This is a genomic window from Vibrio salinus, assembly GCF_021272385.1.
Classification (GTDB): Bacteria; Pseudomonadota; Gammaproteobacteria; order Enterobacterales; family Vibrionaceae; genus Vibrio; species Vibrio salinus.
The window spans coordinates 1,064,907-1,083,079 of sequence record NZ_JAJSDZ010000005.1 but is presented as its reverse complement, the minus strand read 5'-3'; the positions used below and the strand labels follow the sequence as shown (position 1 = coordinate 1,083,079).

14 protein-coding genes are annotated in these 18,173 nt (G+C 43.8%); 7 read left to right on the top strand and 7 right to left on the bottom strand.

What is annotated here, in order from left to right:
* The 4 genes from pcnB to sfsA form a co-directional block, all read right to left on the bottom strand.
* Entirely contained in the window at nucleotides 1–1,371 is a 1,371-nt protein-coding gene (pcnB, locus tag LRQ06_RS05090) for a polynucleotide adenylyltransferase PcnB (protein WP_373054807.1), read from the bottom strand.
* A gap of 82 nt (nucleotides 1,372–1,453) precedes the next feature.
* Nucleotides 1,454–2,344: a tRNA glutamyl-Q(34) synthetase GluQRS gene (gene gluQRS, locus LRQ06_RS05085; protein ID WP_232765342.1), complete on the bottom strand. Its 891-nt coding sequence runs from the start codon at nucleotides 2,342–2,344 to the stop codon at nucleotides 1,454–1,456.
* Between the two features lie 65 nt (nucleotides 2,345–2,409).
* Complete coding sequence (gene dksA / locus LRQ06_RS05080) at nucleotides 2,410–2,862, bottom strand: RNA polymerase-binding protein DksA (protein WP_232765341.1); 453 nt, start codon at nucleotides 2,860–2,862, stop codon at nucleotides 2,410–2,412.
* A gap of 135 nt (nucleotides 2,863–2,997) precedes the next feature.
* Nucleotides 2,998–3,744 (bottom strand): DNA/RNA nuclease SfsA, encoded by a 747-nt coding sequence (gene sfsA / locus LRQ06_RS05075; RefSeq protein WP_232765340.1) that lies wholly within the window; start codon nucleotides 3,742–3,744, stop codon nucleotides 2,998–3,000.
* Nucleotides 3,745–3,798: 54 nt separating this feature from the next.
* Between sfsA and hrpB the strand changes: the two genes are divergently transcribed.
* From hrpB to amtB, 6 genes are all read left to right on the top strand, one after another.
* Nucleotides 3,799–6,258 (top strand): ATP-dependent helicase HrpB, encoded by a 2,460-nt coding sequence (hrpB, locus tag LRQ06_RS05070; RefSeq protein ID WP_232765339.1) that lies wholly within the window; start codon nucleotides 3,799–3,801, stop codon nucleotides 6,256–6,258.
* Nucleotides 6,255–8,585: a penicillin-binding protein 1B gene (gene mrcB / locus LRQ06_RS05065; RefSeq protein WP_232765338.1), complete on the top strand. Its 2,331-nt coding sequence runs from the start codon at nucleotides 6,255–6,257 to the stop codon at nucleotides 8,583–8,585. Before hrpB ends, mrcB begins: the two co-directional genes overlap by 4 nt.
* Before the next feature lie 266 nt (nucleotides 8,586–8,851).
* The gene (gene acnB / locus LRQ06_RS05060; RefSeq protein WP_232765337.1) at nucleotides 8,852–11,449 is read left to right on the top strand and encodes a bifunctional aconitate hydratase 2/2-methylisocitrate dehydratase; all 2,598 of its coding nucleotides are present in this window, start codon (nucleotides 8,852–8,854) and stop codon (nucleotides 11,447–11,449) included.
* 109 nt (nucleotides 11,450–11,558) lie between these two features.
* Nucleotides 11,559–11,927 carry a YacL family protein gene (locus tag LRQ06_RS05055; protein WP_232765336.1) on the top strand — a complete coding sequence of 123 codons (369 nt, stop codon included), beginning with the start codon at nucleotides 11,559–11,561 and terminating at the stop codon, nucleotides 11,925–11,927.
* Between the two features lie 198 nt (nucleotides 11,928–12,125).
* Nucleotides 12,126–12,464: a P-II family nitrogen regulator gene (glnK, locus tag LRQ06_RS05050; RefSeq protein ID WP_232765335.1), complete on the top strand. Its 339-nt coding sequence runs from the start codon at nucleotides 12,126–12,128 to the stop codon at nucleotides 12,462–12,464.
* A 24-nt stretch (nucleotides 12,465–12,488) separates the two neighbouring features.
* On the top strand, nucleotides 12,489–13,718 hold the full coding sequence (gene amtB / locus LRQ06_RS05045) for an ammonium transporter AmtB (RefSeq protein ID WP_232765334.1): 1,230 nt from the start codon (nucleotides 12,489–12,491) through the stop codon (nucleotides 13,716–13,718).
* A gap of 86 nt (nucleotides 13,719–13,804) precedes the next feature.
* Here the strand turns inward: amtB and rsmC are convergent, their stop codons facing one another.
* The 3 genes from rsmC to hemL all read right to left on the bottom strand — a co-directional run bounded on the left by rsmC (nucleotide 13,805) and on the right by hemL (nucleotide 17,552).
* Nucleotides 13,805–14,824, bottom strand: a complete 1,020-nt coding sequence (gene rsmC, locus LRQ06_RS05040) for a 16S rRNA (guanine(1207)-N(2))-methyltransferase RsmC (RefSeq protein ID WP_232765333.1) — start codon at nucleotides 14,822–14,824, stop codon at nucleotides 13,805–13,807.
* Between the two features lie 84 nt (nucleotides 14,825–14,908).
* Nucleotides 14,909–16,003, bottom strand: coding sequence for an AI-2E family transporter (locus LRQ06_RS05035; RefSeq protein ID WP_232765332.1), 1,095 nt, complete (start codon nucleotides 16,001–16,003; stop codon nucleotides 14,909–14,911).
* Nucleotides 16,004–16,259: 256 nt separating this feature from the next.
* Nucleotides 16,260–17,552 carry a glutamate-1-semialdehyde 2,1-aminomutase gene (gene hemL, locus LRQ06_RS05030; RefSeq protein WP_232765331.1) on the bottom strand — a complete coding sequence of 431 codons (1,293 nt, stop codon included), beginning with the start codon at nucleotides 17,550–17,552 and terminating at the stop codon, nucleotides 16,260–16,262.
* 273 nt (nucleotides 17,553–17,825) lie between these two features.
* Here hemL and erpA point away from each other — a divergent pair, with 273 nt between their 5' ends.
* Complete coding sequence (gene erpA / locus LRQ06_RS05025; protein WP_232765330.1) at nucleotides 17,826–18,167, top strand: iron-sulfur cluster insertion protein ErpA; 342 nt, start codon at nucleotides 17,826–17,828, stop codon at nucleotides 18,165–18,167.
* Nucleotides 18,168–18,173: the final 6 nt, after the last annotated feature.

Here is an 18,173-nt window from a genome sequence, read left to right as displayed (position 1 = left end):
TTACTCTTGAGTTTGTGGCTTTCCTGAGGCTGTTTTTTTCTTCCGGTAGCGACGTTTTTTCCCCTGTGGTGCACTGTTTCCTAAATCATTGACCATTGCCTGTCGCATATTTCTTCCGGCTGATATAAATGTTGTCCACCAGTTTGCCAGTTCTTCAACGTCACCGCCTTCAATCAGACCTCTCATTTCTAAAAAGTCATAGCCAGCCCTGAATTTATTGATATCAAGCAGTCTGAATGCCCGTTTACCGTTTCGTCTCGGGAATCTTAGCTGTAGCTGCCAGATTTCCCGGATTGTGGCGGTATGACGTCGTGGAATGGCAATGGTTTTGACCACTCTGTCGATTAAAATATTGCCGGCTTCCATAACACTGTCGTAATAGCTAAGATTTTTCTCTTCCATTAGCGTTTCTGCAAGGGATAGCATTGGATACCAGAAAATTGCTGCAAACATGAACGCCGGATTAACCCGTTTTCCTTCTTCTATTCGTAAATCGGTTGAATCAAATGCCATATCTAACATTTTTTCCGCTTTAGATGAATAGTCAGGAGTAAAGTGATCCGCAATCACTGGGAAAAGTTGCTGAAATAATCCATATTGTCTCATCAGATGATACGTTTCCAGAGCATGTCCAGTCTGAAGCATTTTCAGGGATTCTTCATACAGGCGAGCTGCCGGAATATCTCTTAGCAGTGGCGCGAGCCGTTCAATTGGTTCTGCTGTATCTTCTTCGATATCAAAGTCAAGTTTGACTGCGAAGCGTATCGCTCTCAACATTCTGACCGGATCTTCACGATATCGAGTCTCTGGATCACCGATTAAACGAATCAGCCGATCTTCCAGATCCTCTATGCCATTCGCATAGTCATGAATACTGTAGTTGGAAATGTTGTAGTACATGGCATTGATAGTGAAATCTCTTCGTTCTGCATCTTCATCTATGCTGCCGTATACATTATCGCGAAGAATAATACCGGATTCTGCGTGTGAGGCCGTGGGAGTATTTTGTTCCTGATGGTGACCACGAAATGTTGCGACTTCGATAATCTCACGTCCAAACATGACATGAGCGAGTCTGAAACGTCTGCCAATTAACCGGCAATTTCGGAATAATTTCCGAACTTCTTCAGGCGTAGCACTTGTTGCAACATCAAAATCTTTGGGGATTTCATTCAGCAGTAAATCCCGGACTCCGCCACCAACTAAAAATGCATCATAGCCAGCACCATGGAGGCGGTAGAGGACTTTAAGTGCATTTTCACTAATTTGTTTTCGTGAAATATTATGTTCCTGGCGAGTGATCACATTGAGTGATAACTCTGGATATACGCGTTGTGAAAGCGTCATCTGTTCATCTTTATTCATGGGCATCAGACAAGAATAGATTTATAGCTATCTCGTTTTTAATGGACAGTATAGTCATGTGTGTGGACCAATTGCGGCTAATAATAGCCTACACAAAGGCATTTGAGAATCTTGGCGTGACTTTCAATGTACCCGGTAATTGAGAAAGTTGCCAATTTTTTACTCCCCAGGCAATGATTTCGTCTACCGGGGCTGTTTTTATGTCTTCCATTATTTCAAATCCCAGAAAGATCATGGCGTCGAGTAATGCGGGTTTAGGATGAGTGATATCAATGGCAGGAGCATGATTTTGCTTAGATAATTTATTCCCGTGATTATCAAGGGCCAGAGGCAGATGAACGTAGCTGACCGGAGATTGGCCTAAAATTTTATAAAGTGAAATTTGTCGGCCTGTGGGTTCAATTAAATCGGCGCCACGGACAATTTCAGTGATGCCCTGGTCAATATCATCAAGGACAACGGCAAGATTGTAGGCAAACAGCCCATCTCTTCTTTTTATAATGAAATCTTCATTTGCCAATTTAGTCGGTATGGTCAGCTGGCCGTGTTTTCTGTCGGTAAACGAAATCACAGGCTCAGACATTTTAAGACGAACCGCTCTCTGACCATTATTTTCCAGTTTTTTATTACGGCAGGTTCCCGGATAATAACCTCCGGCATTTTTAATCGCTTTACGTGTGCATTCGCAATAGTAAGCGGTCCCTTCCTTTAACCAGTGATCAATCTGGGTCTGATAAGCTTCGGTGCGCTGGCTTTGATACACAACACTTTTGTCCCAGTGAAGTCCGTAAGCTTCGAGTGTTTTCAGAATTAAGGATGCCGCGCCAGGAATTTCCCGGGGAGGATCGATATCTTCAATACGAACTAACCAGATACCGTGACAGGACTTTGCCTGAAAGTAACTGCCTAAAGCAGCAATAAGTGAGCCAAAATGAAGGGGGCCGGATGGAGATGGTGCGAATCGACCGACGTAGTGCATGTCTGTAGTTCTCTGATATCTGTACAAAAAGGGAGCTAGTGCTCCCTTTTTTAATTTGACCTGGATTAACCCTGCATCTGTTTTTCTTTAATTTCTGCAAGTGTTTTACAGTCAATACACAAATCTGCGGTTGGTCGGGCTTCTAACCGGCGAATACCAATTTCAACCCCACAAGATTCACAAAATCCAAACTCATCTTCTTTAATTTTGTTCAGAGTTTTTTCTATTTTTTTAATCAGACGACGTTCTCTGTCCCGATTTCGCAGCTCCAGACTAAACTCTTCTTCCTGAGATGCCCGGTCTACCGGATCAGGAAAGTTTGCTGCTTCATCTTGCATATGATGTACTGTACGACTTACTTCTTCCCTAAGTTGGTCACGCCAAGCTTCTAAAATTTTTGTAAAATGAGCCAGTTGTTCCGGAGACATATATTCTTCACCCGGTTTTTCCTGATAAGGCTCAACACCTGCGATGGCTAGGATGCCTAGCGCTTTCTTTTTGGATTCTGATTCTGACATACAGCATCTCCTACTAACACCTAGTCAACTGCTAGAGCAGCGGTTTAAGGCGGCTATCTATAGCAAAAAGAAGAGAGTGTGGCAAACACTCATTAACAAAAATGATACTAATATGTTGCCAGTATCAATTTTTTGTTACTCACCAATCCAGTTTATGGGATATTTCAAGGTCATCCCATTCGGAGTTATTTCTGCTTTGTAGCATAAAATCTCTACGCCGGATTGTTGGGCTTCTTTTAATAATTGTGAATACTTCGCGTCTATATGGAGTGCGGGAGATACTTTTTCAATCCCTGAATGTAATACAGTGAACAAAAGTACTGCTCTGCTTCCATTTCTTACTTCTTGTATTAACTCCCGAAGATGTTTTTGCCCTCGGGTTGTTACCGCATCCGGGAAATACCCTTGTCCCTTAAGTGTATTTCCTTTTTGAATTTTTTCGCTGGCAGATTCATCAAGCAATGTCACACTTTTGACTTCTACGTAGCATGGAGGCTTCATACAAGAGTCCAGTAAGATATCAATCCGACTGTTCTCTTGTCCATAACGGACTTCAGTTTTTATGTTGTCATACCCTTGTAGTTCACTGATTACACCCTCTTTGATGGCCTCTATAGCGAGCTGGTTAGCTCTTATCGTATTGATACAAATAAGATGTCCTGCCGGTGTTTCAACCAGCTCCCAGCTATTCGGGTATTTGCGGTTGGGATTATCAGATGTTGAGAACCAGATTGTTGAGTCCGGTATGGCACAACCATTCATTGCTCCTGTATTGGCACAATGAATGGTTCGGTGTTCCTTTGTCGGTAACAGAATATCGGCAAGAAAGCGTTTGTATCTCTTTATTAATTTTGCGGATTCTAATGGGGGATCAAACTGCATACGAATTGTTTTTTAGGTAAACTAATCAGAATATTTAAGCACAGGGTTGTTCTTTTGTCACAATTACCTATCGTTTCTGTTATTCCTCAGTTACTTCAACACATTTCTGACGGCTGTACTCAGATTATTTTAAAAGCCGCTCCGGGGGCGGGTAAATCGACGTATTTCCCGTTGACTCTATTAAAAGAGGAGAGTGTCAGTGGTCGGATTCTGTTACTGGAACCGAGGCGGTTAGCTGTCCGGAATATTGCGCATTATATTGCCGGACAACTGGGCGAGAAGGTCGGACAATCCGTTGGCTACCGGATCCGGGGAGAAACCTGTGTCAGCGATGATACCCGGTTAGAGATTGTCACCGAAGGGATTCTGACCAGAATGATTCAGTCGGATCCCGAACTTGACGGGATTAGTATGATTCTATTTGATGAATTCCACGAACGATCATTGCATGCCGATACCAGTCTGGCGTTTGCGCTTGAAGTTCAGGGATCATTGAGAGATGACCTGCAACTGGTTGTGATGTCAGCCACTCTTGATGAAACCAGCCTGACCGAGTTATTGCCACAGGCTATGTATGTGGAATCAGAAGGTCGCTCATTTCCTGTTGAATGCCATTATGCACCGGCCAGAATCAATGAGCGATTTGAGTCGGTGGTTGTCCGGCAGATTCTGAAATCGGTTAAGGAGGAGACTGGCTCCATTTTGGTTTTTTTACCCGGTATCTCAGTGATCAAGCGCGTTGCCGGATTGATGGTGGATCTGGATGAGAATACCGATGTGTTCCTTTTGCACGGGCAGCTTGACTTTCGTATACAACAACAGGCGTTGGTGCCATCTGAGCCCGGACGAAGGAAAATTGTATTAACGACCAATATTGCGGAAACGTCGCTTACTATTGAGGGTGTCCGGATTGTGATTGATGCCGGTTTAGAAAAAATTCCGGTATTCGATGTGAAAACAGGGATTACCCGACTGGAGCAACAGCGAATTTCCCGGTCATCGGCTGTGCAGAGAGCTGGCCGTGCCGGTCGCCTTGAACCGGGAGTCTGTATTCGTCTGTACAGTGAATCCCAATATGATCAGTTACAGGCTGTTCCTGAGCCGGAAATAAAACGCAGTGATTTAACCAGTCTGGCTTTTGAGCTTGCGCAGTGGGGTGTTCGGAATCCGGAAGAGTTACAATGGCTGGATATCCCTCCTCATCGCTCGATAATTCAGGCTTATGAACTTTTGATGACTTTAGGGTTGGTCGATGAGCGGTTTCAGATAACCGGCCGTGGCCGGCGGGCATATTCATTAGGGACAGAGCCTCGTCTTGCTGCCATGTTTACCTATGCTCAGGATTTTGACGATGACTGGGTCAGCAGTGCCTGTGCGGCGGTAAGTCTGGTTGAAGAGCCGGTACGAAATGAGTGTAATTTGCTATCCAGTCTGCATTCATGGAAATCCGGATATCACACAAAAAGATCATTATTAAATAAAAGGGCCCGGCACTTTTCCCGTTTAACCGGGCGGTCTTTTTTATTAGATCAGGTTGATGAAGATAAAGTTGCCAGTCTTTTAGCCATTGCGTATCCGGATCGTGTTGGTTTTGTCAGAGATAAGCCAACACAGTACGTTTTATCAAATGGACATGGGGCGGAGATTAACGCTGAGGATATTTTTTCCCGGTATATTGTGGTTCCTCTTTTGACCCGGCATCATTCAATGGATAGCCGGGTTGATTTAGCGGTGAATTTGAATATTAAGTATCTGATGGAACATTTGTCGTTTCTGGTTGATAACGTGGAGTGGGTTGACTGGGATGACCGGCAGGGAAAGTTGGTTGCTGAACAGCGGGTTTGTTTGGGACAGTTAATTCTGGACAGAAAACCACTACCGACACCTGATAAACAAAAAATGACAGAAGCTTTGCTCAATTATGTCCGTCGGACGGGATTAAGTATTTTAAACTGGAGCAACAATGACAGGATGTTTATCGAAAGAGTTCTTTGTGCCAGTCTTTGGTTGCCGGATTTTAGCTGGCCAGCAATGGATGATACCTCTCTTATGGAGCGTTTAGATGAGTGGCTGGTCCCGTTTATGGCAGGTATTACTTCATTAAAGAAACTGAAGACGCTTTCTTTGGCAGAAGCTTTGAAGAGTTATGTCGGATGGGAGTTGTGTCAGATTCTTGATAAAGAATTGCCAACGTTATATGAGTTACCTACAGGGAGTCGAAAACCGATACAATATCTGAAAAATCATGAGCCTGTGTTATCGGTCAGAATTCAGGAAGTGTTTGGGATGGCGCATTCACCTTTGATTGCGATGGGAACGAAAGCATTGGTCTTTGAGTTACTTTCTCCTGCGCAAAGACCAATTCAGATTACCCAGGATCTTCAGGCTTTCTGGCAGGGATCTTATAAAGAAGTTCAGAAAGAAATGAAAGGCCGCTATCCGAAGCATCCATGGCCGGATGATCCGGAAAATCATATAGCGACAACAAAAACGAAACGACAGTTAAATTCATGACAAATAATAAAGTACCGAAAAAATCACCGAGAAAGCGAACCTCACCCAAAAAAACAACGAAGCCTTCAGTCAGTGTATGGAAAAAATTATGGCAAATTGGGTGGAAAGTTGGTGTCACCTGTTTGACGTTAATTATTGCTTATGGTTTTTATTTAAATCATGAAGTAAAGCAGCGTTTTGATGGTCAGCTGTTTGAACTTCCGACAGTTGTATATGCCAGAATATTAATGTTATCTCCCGGAGATAACTTGTCTGTTGACGAAATAAGACACGAACTGGATGTTCTGAATTATCGTAAAGTTTCTCATCCGAAATTTGAAGGTGAGTATTCTGCATCTTCAACCAAAATTGAGTTGATAAGGCGTCCGTTTGAGTTTTCAGACGGACCTGAGCCTTCTCGTCATGTCATGCTTTATTTTAAAGGGGATGAATTAACCAGAATTCGCTCTTTGGAGAAAAATGCGGATCTGGGTTTTTTGCGTTTGGACCCGAAAATGTTGGGTATGCTCGAGAAAAATACCTCAGAGACCCGCTTATTTTTACGCCGGGAGCAATTCCCGGAAGCTATGATTGATGCTCTTCTGGCAACGGAAGACCGGAATTTTTATCATCATGATGGCGTCTCTTTACTGGCCATTGCCCGTGCTATGGTTGTTAATATTAAAGCAGGCCGGACTGTTCAGGGTGGAAGTACACTCACTCAGCAATTGGCGAAAAATATTTTCCTGAGTAATAAACGAACTATCTGGCGTAAGCTTCAGGAAGCTTACATGGCTTTGATTATTGATCACAAATACAGTAAAGACCGGATATTAGAAGCGTATCTGAACGAGGTATATCTCGGACAAAATGGTGCCGAAGCAGTTCATGGTTTCGGACTGGCCTCCCGTCTCTACTTTGGGCAGCCCCTTCAGGAGCTTCGGATTGATCAGTTAGCACTGTTAGTTGGCATGGTAAAAGGTCCATCGTATTACAATCCGACCCGTTATCCTGAAAGAGCCAAAATCCGACGTGATCTGGTTTTAAAAATTATGCTTCAGCAGGATATTCTGACGGCAAGACAATATGCGCAGGCGGTTGAACGACCTATGGATGTTCAGAAGCATCCTCATATCGCCCGACGGCAACCTGCTTATTTCCAACAACTGGCGAATGAATTAAAAGAAAAAGTCGGGGATAAATTTAAATCTGATGTCGGATTAAAAGTGTTTTCTACTTTAGATCCGGTTTCACAGAGTGAGCTGGAAAATGCCGTTGCAAAAACATTACCTAAGATTGGTAACTCTAAATTGCAGGCCGCTTCCATTGCTGTTGACCGGAATACGGGGGAAATTCGGGCCATGGTTGGTGGCAGAAATGCCCGGTTTGATGGTTTTAACCGGGTTCTGAATGCCAGCAGACAGATTGGTTCTCTTGCCAAACCTTCGGTTTATTTAACGGCTTTGTCTCATCCTGATACCTATAACCTGGCAACCACTCTCAGTGATAAACCTATTGCGCTAAAATCCAATAAAGGTGAGATTTGGGAGCCACAAAATTTTGACCGTCAGTTCCGCGGTGACATCCCGTTGTATATGGGGCTGGCAAAATCTATCAATGTTCCGACAGTTAAACTGGGTATGTCTCTGGGGATCAGACAGGTTAGTCAGACATTGATTGATCTTGGTATTAATCGTCAGGAATTGCGACCTGTGCCATCGATGTTTTTAGGTGCTTTCTCTCTGACACCGATTCAGGTTGCTCAGATGTTTCAGACGATTACTAATTCTGGTCGGCAGGCAAAACTTTCAGCACTCCGTTCAGTGATTGATCTGGATGGTAATGTGTTGTATCAGTCTGTGCCCAAAAGCTTTCAGGCAGTTTCACAACAGGCCGCCTGGCTCACGACTTATGCTATGAAACGAGGAGTAATGGAAGGTACCGGCCGTTATCTCAACCGGCGGTTTGGTTGGGCCGCTCTTGCCGGTAAAACCGGAACCAGTAATGATACCAGAGACAGCTGGTTTGTTGGTGTGGATGGAAGAGAGGTAACAACGACGTGGGTTGGCCGGGATGACGATAGATCAACCGGTCTGACAGGTGCATCGGGAGCATTACGGGTATATGCGGATTATTTATCCCGCCGGAGGCCGGAAAAGTTATCATTGCCCTGGCCAAAAGGAATCAAAATGGTGGGATTTGATAAAGAACGGTCCGGAGGTCTGACTCTGGATTGCTCTAGTCAGGATTTGGTTTTACCTGTTTGGGATCCGGATGGTAAATGGGAACAAAAATGCAAAGCCCAGGGCAAGTCTTTTCATTGGATTAAACGCTTGTTTACCTGGTAAGGGAATTGGTAGGGTACTTGTTCCGGGCTACTCCGTAATTATCTGAATTATTTCTTTTTCTTTTGGGGCGTTTTTATCGGAAGTTGACGCATGCATCAAAGAGGGCAGATTTTCATTTTAATGTAAGTTTGCTATCCTTTGATCAATGTTTGATCATCAACAGGAAGATGACATTGTGTCTTTTTTCGTGTTGATGCATCAAGTTTCCAAGGATGTTCACCTATATTTAAAACAATAAGGTTGAACCGCAATGAGAGGAATAAGTCGTGCTTGAAGCCTACCGTAAACACGTCGAAGAGCGTGCCGCAGAAGGGGTTGTTCCAAAACCTCTGAATGCAGAACAAGTCTCCGGTCTGATTGAACTGCTAAAAAATCCCCCAGCAGGCGAAGAACCATTCATTTTAGATTTACTGGAAAATCGTATACCGCCGGGCGTTGATGAAGCGGCCTATGTTAAAGCCGGTTTTTTGGCTGCGGTCACAAAAGGAGAAGTAAGTTCACCACTGGTTGATGCAGTTAAAGCCGTCAAACTATTGGGAACGATGCAGGGTGGTTATAATATTGAGCCGCTGATTGCCTGTCTTGATGATGACGCTCTGGCTCCGGCTGCTGTTGAATCCTTATCTCACACGCTTTTGATGTTCGATGCTTTTTATGATGTAGAAGAAAAAGCCAAAGCCGGCAATCTGTTTGCGAAGGAGATTATTCAGTCCTGGGCTGATGCCGAATGGTTCTTATCCAGACCAGCATTAGAAGAAAAAATAACGGTAACCGTTTTTAAAGTAACGGGTGAAACAAATACGGATGATTTATCGCCGGCTCCTGACGCATGGTCACGTCCTGATATTCCGGTTCATGCCTTGGCGATGTTAAAGAATGAAAGAGAGGGGATTACCCCTGATCAACCCGGAACAATTGGTCCCGTTACTCAAATTCAGGAACTGGAGAAAAAAGGTTATCCGCTTGCCTATGTCGGTGATGTTGTTGGTACCGGCTCTTCACGTAAATCTGCGACTAATTCCGTATTGTGGTTCATGGGACAGGATATTCCTCATGTACCGAATAAGAAGGCCGGAGGTTATGTCTTAGGCGGTAAGATTGCACCTATTTTCTTTAATACGATGGAAGATGCCGGAGCATTACCGGTAGAGCTGGACGTTTCCAAAATGACGATGGGAGATGTCATTGATATTTATCCGTATGAAGGCAAAGTGTGTCATCATGATTCTGGTGAAGTTTTGGCTCAGTTTAAACTGAAAACAGACGTCATTCTGGATGAAGTTCGTGCCGGAGGCCGTATCCCTCTTATTATTGGTCGTGGTTTGACAGACAGAGCCCGTCAGTCTCTGGGATTAGAGGCGTCGGACGTGTTCCTTCGTCCCGCACCGGTTGCTGAGAGCGATAGAGGATTTACTCTGGCTCAAAAAATGGTTGGGAAAGCTTGTGGCGTGGAGGGGATTCGCCCAGGAACGTATTGTGAGCCGAAAATGACCACGGTCGGATCTCAGGATACCACTGGCCCAATGACCCGAGATGAACTAAAAGATTTAGCCTGTCTGGGCTTCTCTGCTGATTTGGTGATGCAATCTTTCTGTCATACTGCCGCTTATCCAAAACCTGTTGATGTTCAGACCCATCACACATTGCCGGATTTCATTATGAACCGGGGTGGTGTTGCTCTGAGACCCGGAGATGGGATTATCCACTCATGGTTAAATCGCATGCTGTTGCCGGATACTGTCGGTACCGGTGGTGATTCTCATACCCGTTTCCCTATTGGTGTTTCTTTTCCTGCAGGTTCCGGGCTGGTTGCATTTGCAGCGGCAACCGGAGTTATGCCCCTTGATATGCCTGAATCGGTGTTAGTCCGGTTCAAAGGTAAAATGCAACCAGGTATTACTCTGCGGGATTTGGTTCATGCCATTCCTTATTATGCGATTAAGCAAGGTTTATTAACCGTCGAGAAAGCCGGTAAAGTGAATGAATTCTCCGGACGAATTCTGGAAATTGAAGGGTTGGAGCATTTAACCGTTGAACAGGCATTTGAACTGTCTGATGCCTCTGCTGAACGAAGTGCGGCCGGCTGTACAGTGAAACTGTCAGAAGATTCCATTTCTGAGTATTTAAACTCAAATATTGTCATGTTGAAATGGATGATTTCAGAAGGTTATGGCGATCGCCGTACGATTGAACGCCGGATTACTGCGATGGAGCAGTGGTTAAATGAGCCGGATTTGATGGAAGCAGACAAAGATGCTGAATATGCTCATGTCATCGAAATTGACTTGTCTGAAGTGAAAGAGCCTATTTTGTGTGCTCCGAATGATCCAGATGATGCCCGTTTATTATCCGATGTTCAGAACACTTCCATTGATGAGGTCTTTATCGGTTCCTGTATGACCAATATTGGTCATTTCCGGGCGGCAGGTAAGCTTCTCGACCAGTTTAAAGGTCAGTTAACAACTCGTCTCTGGGTGGCTCCTCCAACAAAAATGGACAAAGATGAACTGATTGAAGAAGGATATTACGGAATCTTTGGCCGGGTAGGGGTACGAATTGAAACTCCGGGATGTTCTCTGTGTATGGGAAATCAGGCCAGAGTTGCTGATGAATCGACAGTTATGTCGACTTCGACACGTAACTTCCCTAACCGGTTGGGAACCGGAGCGAATGTTTTCCTTGCTTCGGCGGAATTGTCTGCAGTTGGTGCTATATTAGGGCGGATACCGACGGTGGATGAGTACCTTGATTATGCCCGTCAGATTGATGCGACAGCTTCCGATACTTATCGTTATCTGAATTTTGATAAAATGAAACAGTATACGGATAAAGCTGAAAGTGTGATTTTTAAACAGCCGGCGTAGTATTTTTTGCAATTCAGTTTGCTATCATGATAAAGGCTTCTCTCAGGAGAAGCCTTTTTTATTTTATAATAGAAGTATAAAAAGCATATATTCTGAACGGGCGTAATGAATGGATTTTGAATTTACAAAAAATACGATGCTGGGTGAATTTCGTGCTCATTTTGAGATGGAACATACCATCTTCGGACGGTTGCTGGAAGATGAACTTATCCAGGATTGTGCAAAAATAGAACAGCTTTTTTTGTTGGCCGGGCAGGCTCACCGTGCACCAATACGTGACTTTAAATGGTGTGGTACAGAGTTATTAGTATTATTTCATAATTATGAAGTTGTGGTTGCTGAGAATGCGGTTCATCAGGAAATAGAAGAAAATTTTGAAGATAATTTATATCTTTATGACAGTGAAAGCTCTTCAAGCTGCGGTCTTGAAGATTTTGTTGAACTACTCAATAAATGGCAGACGTTTATTAAATCGTAATTTCTTTGTTTGCACAAAGCTGGTGAGTATTTTGTCTAATGCCTTATTTTTGTGAAAAGATCGCACTAAAAGTGTGCGGTCTTTTTTTGTTTTTATGGTTTTTTGTTGTTTATTCTTTTATTTTCAATGGATTAAAAAGTTGGCACGTACCTTGGATTAAACATTTTGTCAAAGGACTATGTTCGGGAGAGGACCGCAATGAAACTCATAAATGCAATAATAAAACCTTTCAAACTCGATGATGTTCGTGAAGCATTATCGGATGTCGGTATTGAAGGTATGACTGTATCTGAAGTAAAAGGTTTTGGGCGCCAGAAAGGCCACACAGAACTTTATCGCGGAGCTGAATATCAGGTAGATTTTCTGCCAAAAGTAAAAATTGAAATCGCAACACAAGCTGAAAATGTGGATCGTGTTGTAGAAGCGATTATCAAAGCCGCTCACACAGGAAAAATTGGTGACGGTAAAATTTTTGTTTACGATCTTTCTCATGCGGTTCGTATCCGTACCGGTGAGACTGACACTGAAGCACTTTAAGATTCAAAGGACTGGAGTACTATTATGGATTTATCAGTAACAGTGACCGAGTTACGTTACGCGCTTGATACCTTCTTTTTCCTCATTTCTGGCGCACTTGTAATGTGGATGGCCGCTGGCTTTGCGATGCTAGAGGCTGGTTTGGTTCGCTCTAAAAACACAACAGAAATACTGGCTAAGAACTTCGTTCTTTATGCTATCGCTTGTACTATGTACCTGTTAGTTGGCTATAACATTATGTATGTAGGAAATGCTGAAGCGGGTTGGTTACCGTCTTTTGGTACATTGATCGGTACTCAGGCTAAAGGTGCGGATCACTCTCTGGAATCCGATTTCTTCTTCCAGGTGGTATTCGTTGCAACTTCAATGTCTGTGGTATCCGGTGCCGTTGCTGAACGTATGAAATTGTGGTCTTTCTTAATCTTCTCTGTTGTCCTGACGGCCGTTATTTATCCGGTTGAAGGTTACTGGACATGGGGTGGTGGTTTCTTATCTGCAGCTGGCTTCAGTGATTTTGCCGGTTCTGGTATTGTTCACATGGCTGGTGCGGCAGCAGCACTTGCTGGTGTTCTTTTACTGGGTGCACGTAAAGGGAAATATGGTAAGAATGGTGAAATATTCCCAATCCCGGGTTCAAACATGCCTTTGGCTACGTTGGGTACTTTCATCCTTTGGTTCGGTTGGTTTGGGTTCAACGGCGGTTCTCAGCTGATGGTTTCAGATTTTGAGAATGCAACGGCAGTTGGTCAGATTTTCCTGAACACTAACGCAGCGGCAGCGGCTGGTTCTATTGCGGCACTATTGGTTTGTAAAACAACCTGGGGTAAAGCAGATTTAACTATGATCCTTAACGGTGCTTTGGCAGGGCTGGTTGCTATTACGGCAGATCCTTTATCTCCTTCTCCAATGGCATCTGTAGCAATCGGTGCGGTTGCAGGTGTGATTGTAGTATTCAGCATTATCGCATTTGACAAAATTAAAATCGATGATCCGGTCGGTGCACTTTCCGTTCACGGTGTATGTGGTCTGTTTGGCCTGCTGGTTGTACCTCTAAGCAATGCCGATGCAACTTTTGGCGCTCAGCTTCTGGGTGCAGTAGTTATCTTCTTCTGGGTTTTTGTAACCAGTCTGGTTGTATGGGCTATCCTGAAAGCAACAACAGGAATCCGAGTTACTGAAGAAGAAGAAATTCAAGGTATGGATATGCACGATTGTGGTGTTGAGGCTTACCCTGAGTTTGCAAACAATAAATAACAGGCTGTTCGATTAGTTGTATTAAAAACCTCAGCGTTTTAGCTGAGGTTTTTTTGGGCCATTCAGAAAGGATGTTTTGGCGGCGGCTATTTTTTCGTTGCCCGATAAATTGCAAATTTATTGCTTTTATCCAAAAGCTGGCAGTGGCCAAACGCATTTTCGATAATCGGTGGGTATTTTAAAAAACTGTTGGCGACAATGAGCATTTCTCCATTTGTCTTCAGGTGCTCCGGTGCTTTCATCAGTAAAGTTTCTGCAGCGTTATAATTGGTGTCCAGTCCTGAGTGAAATGGGGGATTACTCACAATAAAATTAAAATCAGAGTCAACATTACTGTAAATATCCGTGGCAAATACCTGTCCGGATAAATTGTTTTCTTCTAATGTCTTGATTGATGATGTGACCGCGAGAGCACTGACATCGCATAAATGAACATCGATCTCGGGGTTAAGGGCTTTCATCATACAGCCCAAAACGCCTGCACCGCAGCCAAAATCAAGCACTTTATGGCTCAGTGGAGGAAGGTTTCTAACCAGTAACTGACTACCAGTGTCGAATTCACCATGGCTAAAAACACCAGGTAAACTTTTCACTTTCAGATGCGTCTGACCGAAAGATACCGTGTATTCTTTGAACCAATCATTAATATTAAACGTTGTCGGTGTGGTCTGACATTCTCCCCAGTAAAAAGAACAGCGTCTGGCGGAGTCGTATTTGTGGATTACCCCATAGGGTTTAAAGAACTTTTCAATGCTTTTAACGCCAGAGCGGTTTTCCCCGACAACAACGACTTCTGTCCCTTTTCCTAACTTACTCAGAAGCATCGCGAGCAAATACTCGGCTTCTTGTTTTGCTTTCGGCCAGTAAAGCAGGAGTAGATCCGCCTGACATTCTTCACTCATTTCACTGCCAAAGTAACAGGTTATGTCTTTGTTTTGGTTCATCTGACGGTAGTAACCAAAATGCGTGGTATAGACGGAAACGCAGCGACAGTGTGACGATAAAAGAAGTGGAAAATCGTCTTCGATTTCTCCTGCGACTAAAACATGCTTGTCGTGAAAATAGTCCAGTTGACGTTGAGCTATTTGGCTGGGGGACGTTAGCATCGAGCGAGCACCCTATGAATGATTGAAAAACGCCGAGATTGTCGCACAGTAGCGCGAATTCCTAAAGCCGGAATTCGCGATTTATCAACTGTTATCCTGATCATCGAGAAAGTGTTGAAACTCGACTTCATAGATATTAAACAGAACGATGGTGATGGCAAAGATAAGAGGTCCGTAAATCAGGCCTATCAGACCAAAGAGATGAATGCCGCCCAAAAGGGAAAAGAAAATAAGCAGAGTATTCATACCCGCGCTTCCTTTCATCAGAAGGGGGCGCAATAGGTTATCAATTGAGCCGACGACAGTAATACTCCATACCGCCAGAAAAATTGCCCAGGTTGTTTGCCCGGATAGCAATAAGTAAACACTTGCTGGTAGCCAGATAAGTGCAGTACCCACAATAGGAATAAATGATGTAAAGCCTATCATCGTTCCCCAGAATAAACCGGGAAATCCGGAAATCGCCATACCGATACCGCCGGCAAATCCCTGAGCCAATGCCGTAAGGAAAGAACCCATAACAGCCGATTTTGCTACTTTTTCAATTTGATCAAGCAACTTATCTTCCTGACTTCTTGATAACGGTAAAATGTGTCTGAGAGAAACAATAATACTGTCGTAATCCCGTAAAAGGAAAAATAAGACAAACAGCATCAGAAAAAAGTCGAGGATAAACGCGGTGGCATCACCCAAAATTTTGGCGCTGGTGCCAACCAGTTTTGAACCGGCCTGACTGGATGCGGTTGCAACTTCCTGAGCAATACTGGTTGAATCAATGTGCTTAAAGGGCAGATAATCATTAGAAAAATGAATGGCCCACTGAACCCAGGGGTGATTGAACAATGTCTGGATACCTCCATGAGATACCCAGTCGTAGAGGTTTTGAGAAAAACGCACCCCTTGTTGCACAATGGCTGAAATGACGAACAAAAGCGGGATAACAATAATCACGGTTAGCAGAACACATGAAATCAATGCGGACAGATTTTTACTCCGGCCAAGTGCCGATTCAATCTTTTTGTCGATAATATGGTGGACAGGATGAATAATTAAAGAAAGAATAAAGGCCAGAATAATCGCGTTTAAATAAGGTTCAACAAGGTAGAAACAGGCGACAGCAGCGGAAAGCAGGGCGACGATAATAACCCAATGACTTGGGGATATCTTGGGAGTAGACACGAGGAACGGGCTCCTTGTTCATATGAGTATGCTTATAATGGCGATTTATTAACAGGTAATCAATGGGGAAAGTATAATGGGATGCTGTAATAATGAGAAATGTTGTTCTTCAGAGAAAAAAACATTCAGAAAGATTCCATGGCTCGGATGTACATTAGTGGCACTTGTAATTTTGGTTGCCGTGAACTGGCACTAGAAGAAAGAAATGAAAAGGTAATCAGAGGCGATTTCCCTCTGATTACGGATACGGGGAGAATTAAAGCTCTTCAGACATGATAGCCAGACTTCTGTCAATGGCTTCCAGTGTGGCATCGATGGCCTCTGAACTGTGGGCCAGTGAGGTAAAGCCCGCTTCATAGGCGGAAGGCGCCAGGTAAACGCCAAATTGGAGCATCAGGTGGAAAAATTGCTTAAATTTATCGGTATCGCATTTCGCGACGTCTTCATAGCAGGTAATGGTTTTTTGGTCGGTGAAGAAGAAGCCGAACATTCCCCCTACCTGATGAATTACCATAGGAATACCGTGTTTTTGCGCTAACTTTCTAAAACCATCGGTCAATTGCTTGGTTTTAAAAGTGAGTCTGCGTTCATTTCCTTCTTCTCTTAGCAACTTAAGACAAGCGTAGCCGGCAGCCATTGCCACGGGATTACCCGATAAAGTTCCGGCCTGATAAACAGGCCCTGTGGGTGCTATGTATTGCATTATTTCTTTTTTGCCGCCAAAAGCTCCAACAGGCATACCTCCGCCAATGATCTTACCCAGCGTTGTCAGATCTGGTTTGATATGGTAATAGTCCTGCGCACCACCCAAAGCAACCCGGAACCCGGTCATGACTTCATCAAAAATGAGCAGTGCTCCTTCGCTGTCACAAATTTCCCGCAATCCTTCCAGAAAACCATCGACAGGTGGGATACAGTTCATGTTGCCTGCTACGGGTTCGACAATAATGCAGGCTATTTCACCCTTATTAGCACTGAATAATTCGTGAACTGAATTCAGATCGTTATACCGGGCTGTCAGTGTGTACTTAGCAAAATCGGCAGGTACTCCGGGGGAGCTGGGTTGGCCAAGTGTCAGAGCGCCTGAGCCAGCTTTTACTAACAGTCCATCTGAATGTCCATGATAACATCCTTCAAATTTTATAATCTTATCCCGTCCTGTATAACCACGGGCCAGACGAATCGCACTCATGGTAGCTTCTGTACCTGAGTTCACCATACGTACCATTTCCATCGATGGAACAAGCTCAGATACGAGTTCCGCCATCTCTACTTCGATCGCGGTCGGAGCTCCAAAACTTAAACCGTGTTGTACCGCATCCATCACGGCTTCACGGATTTCAGCATGGTTATGCCCCAAGATCATCGGACCCCATGATCCAACATAATCGATATAAGCGTGACCATCTTCATCAAAAACAAAAGCACCGTCTGCCCGGGCAATAAAAATAGGGGAACCACCCACACCACTAAATGCTCTTACTGGTGAGTTGACGCCTCCGGGTATGGTTGACTGGGCTTTCTGATACAGGTCTGTGGATCTGGTCATGGGTTATCCTCTAATTGTCATTCGGACCAATGTTGTACGCATTGTACTCTTTGATATTCGAAGGAGAACCCTTTTTGTTGAATTTATCGAAATTCAGTCATTAATCAATGTGATAAATAAAAAAGACAGAAGTATGGATGTGAGAACAAAAAACCTTACTTGACCGAAATAGTAGGGTATTGGATAATTCGAAAAATATTAGAGAGTGCCATGTGTTTATGTTTTAATACCGGAAAAGCATTATGAGTACACGGGCACATAAGAGAGGTCGTGGTGAGTGAGTTAAATGTTCCTTTAACATTTTCCGATGCAGCAGCAACCAGAGTGAAAACTCTGATTGCAGAAGAAGAAAATCCTAATTTGAAATTACGTGTGTATATCACTGGTGGTGGTTGTAGTGGTTTCCAATATGGTTTTACTTTTGATGAGAATGTTAATGACGGTGATACAACCATCGAAAACAGTGGTGTAACCCTGGTGGTTGATCCAATGAGTCTTCAGTATCTGATTGGAGGGGAAGTAGATTATACCGAAGGACTGGAAGGTGCTCGTTTCTTTGTTAATAACCCGAACGCTACCACAACGTGTGGTTGCGGTGCGTCGTTTAGTATCTAAAATTTG

Excerpts from the sequence above, each read along its gene's own strand:
- pcnB (WP_373054807.1), bottom strand. The coding sequence starts at position 1,371 with ATGCCCATGAATAAAGATGAACAGATGACGCTTTCACAACGCGTATAT.
- gluQRS (WP_232765342.1), bottom strand. The coding sequence starts at position 2,344 with ATGCACTACGTCGGTCGATTCGCACCATCTCCATCCGGCCCCCTTCAT.
- dksA (WP_232765341.1), bottom strand. The coding sequence starts at position 2,862 with ATGTCAGAATCAGAATCCAAAAAGAAAGCGCTAGGCATCCTAGCCATC.
- sfsA (WP_232765340.1), bottom strand. The coding sequence starts at position 3,744 with ATGCAGTTTGATCCCCCATTAGAATCCGCAAAATTAATAAAGAGATAC.
- mrcB (WP_232765338.1), top strand. The coding sequence starts at position 6,255 with ATGACAAATAATAAAGTACCGAAAAAATCACCGAGAAAGCGAACCTCA.
- LRQ06_RS05055 (WP_232765336.1), top strand. The coding sequence starts at position 11,559 with ATGGATTTTGAATTTACAAAAAATACGATGCTGGGTGAATTTCGTGCT.
- glnK (WP_232765335.1), top strand. The coding sequence starts at position 12,126 with ATGAAACTCATAAATGCAATAATAAAACCTTTCAAACTCGATGATGTT.
- amtB (WP_232765334.1), top strand. The coding sequence starts at position 12,489 with ATGGATTTATCAGTAACAGTGACCGAGTTACGTTACGCGCTTGATACC.
- rsmC (WP_232765333.1), bottom strand. The coding sequence starts at position 14,824 with ATGCTAACGTCCCCCAGCCAAATAGCTCAACGTCAACTGGACTATTTT.
- hemL (WP_232765331.1), bottom strand. The coding sequence starts at position 17,552 with ATGACCAGATCCACAGACCTGTATCAGAAAGCCCAGTCAACCATACCC.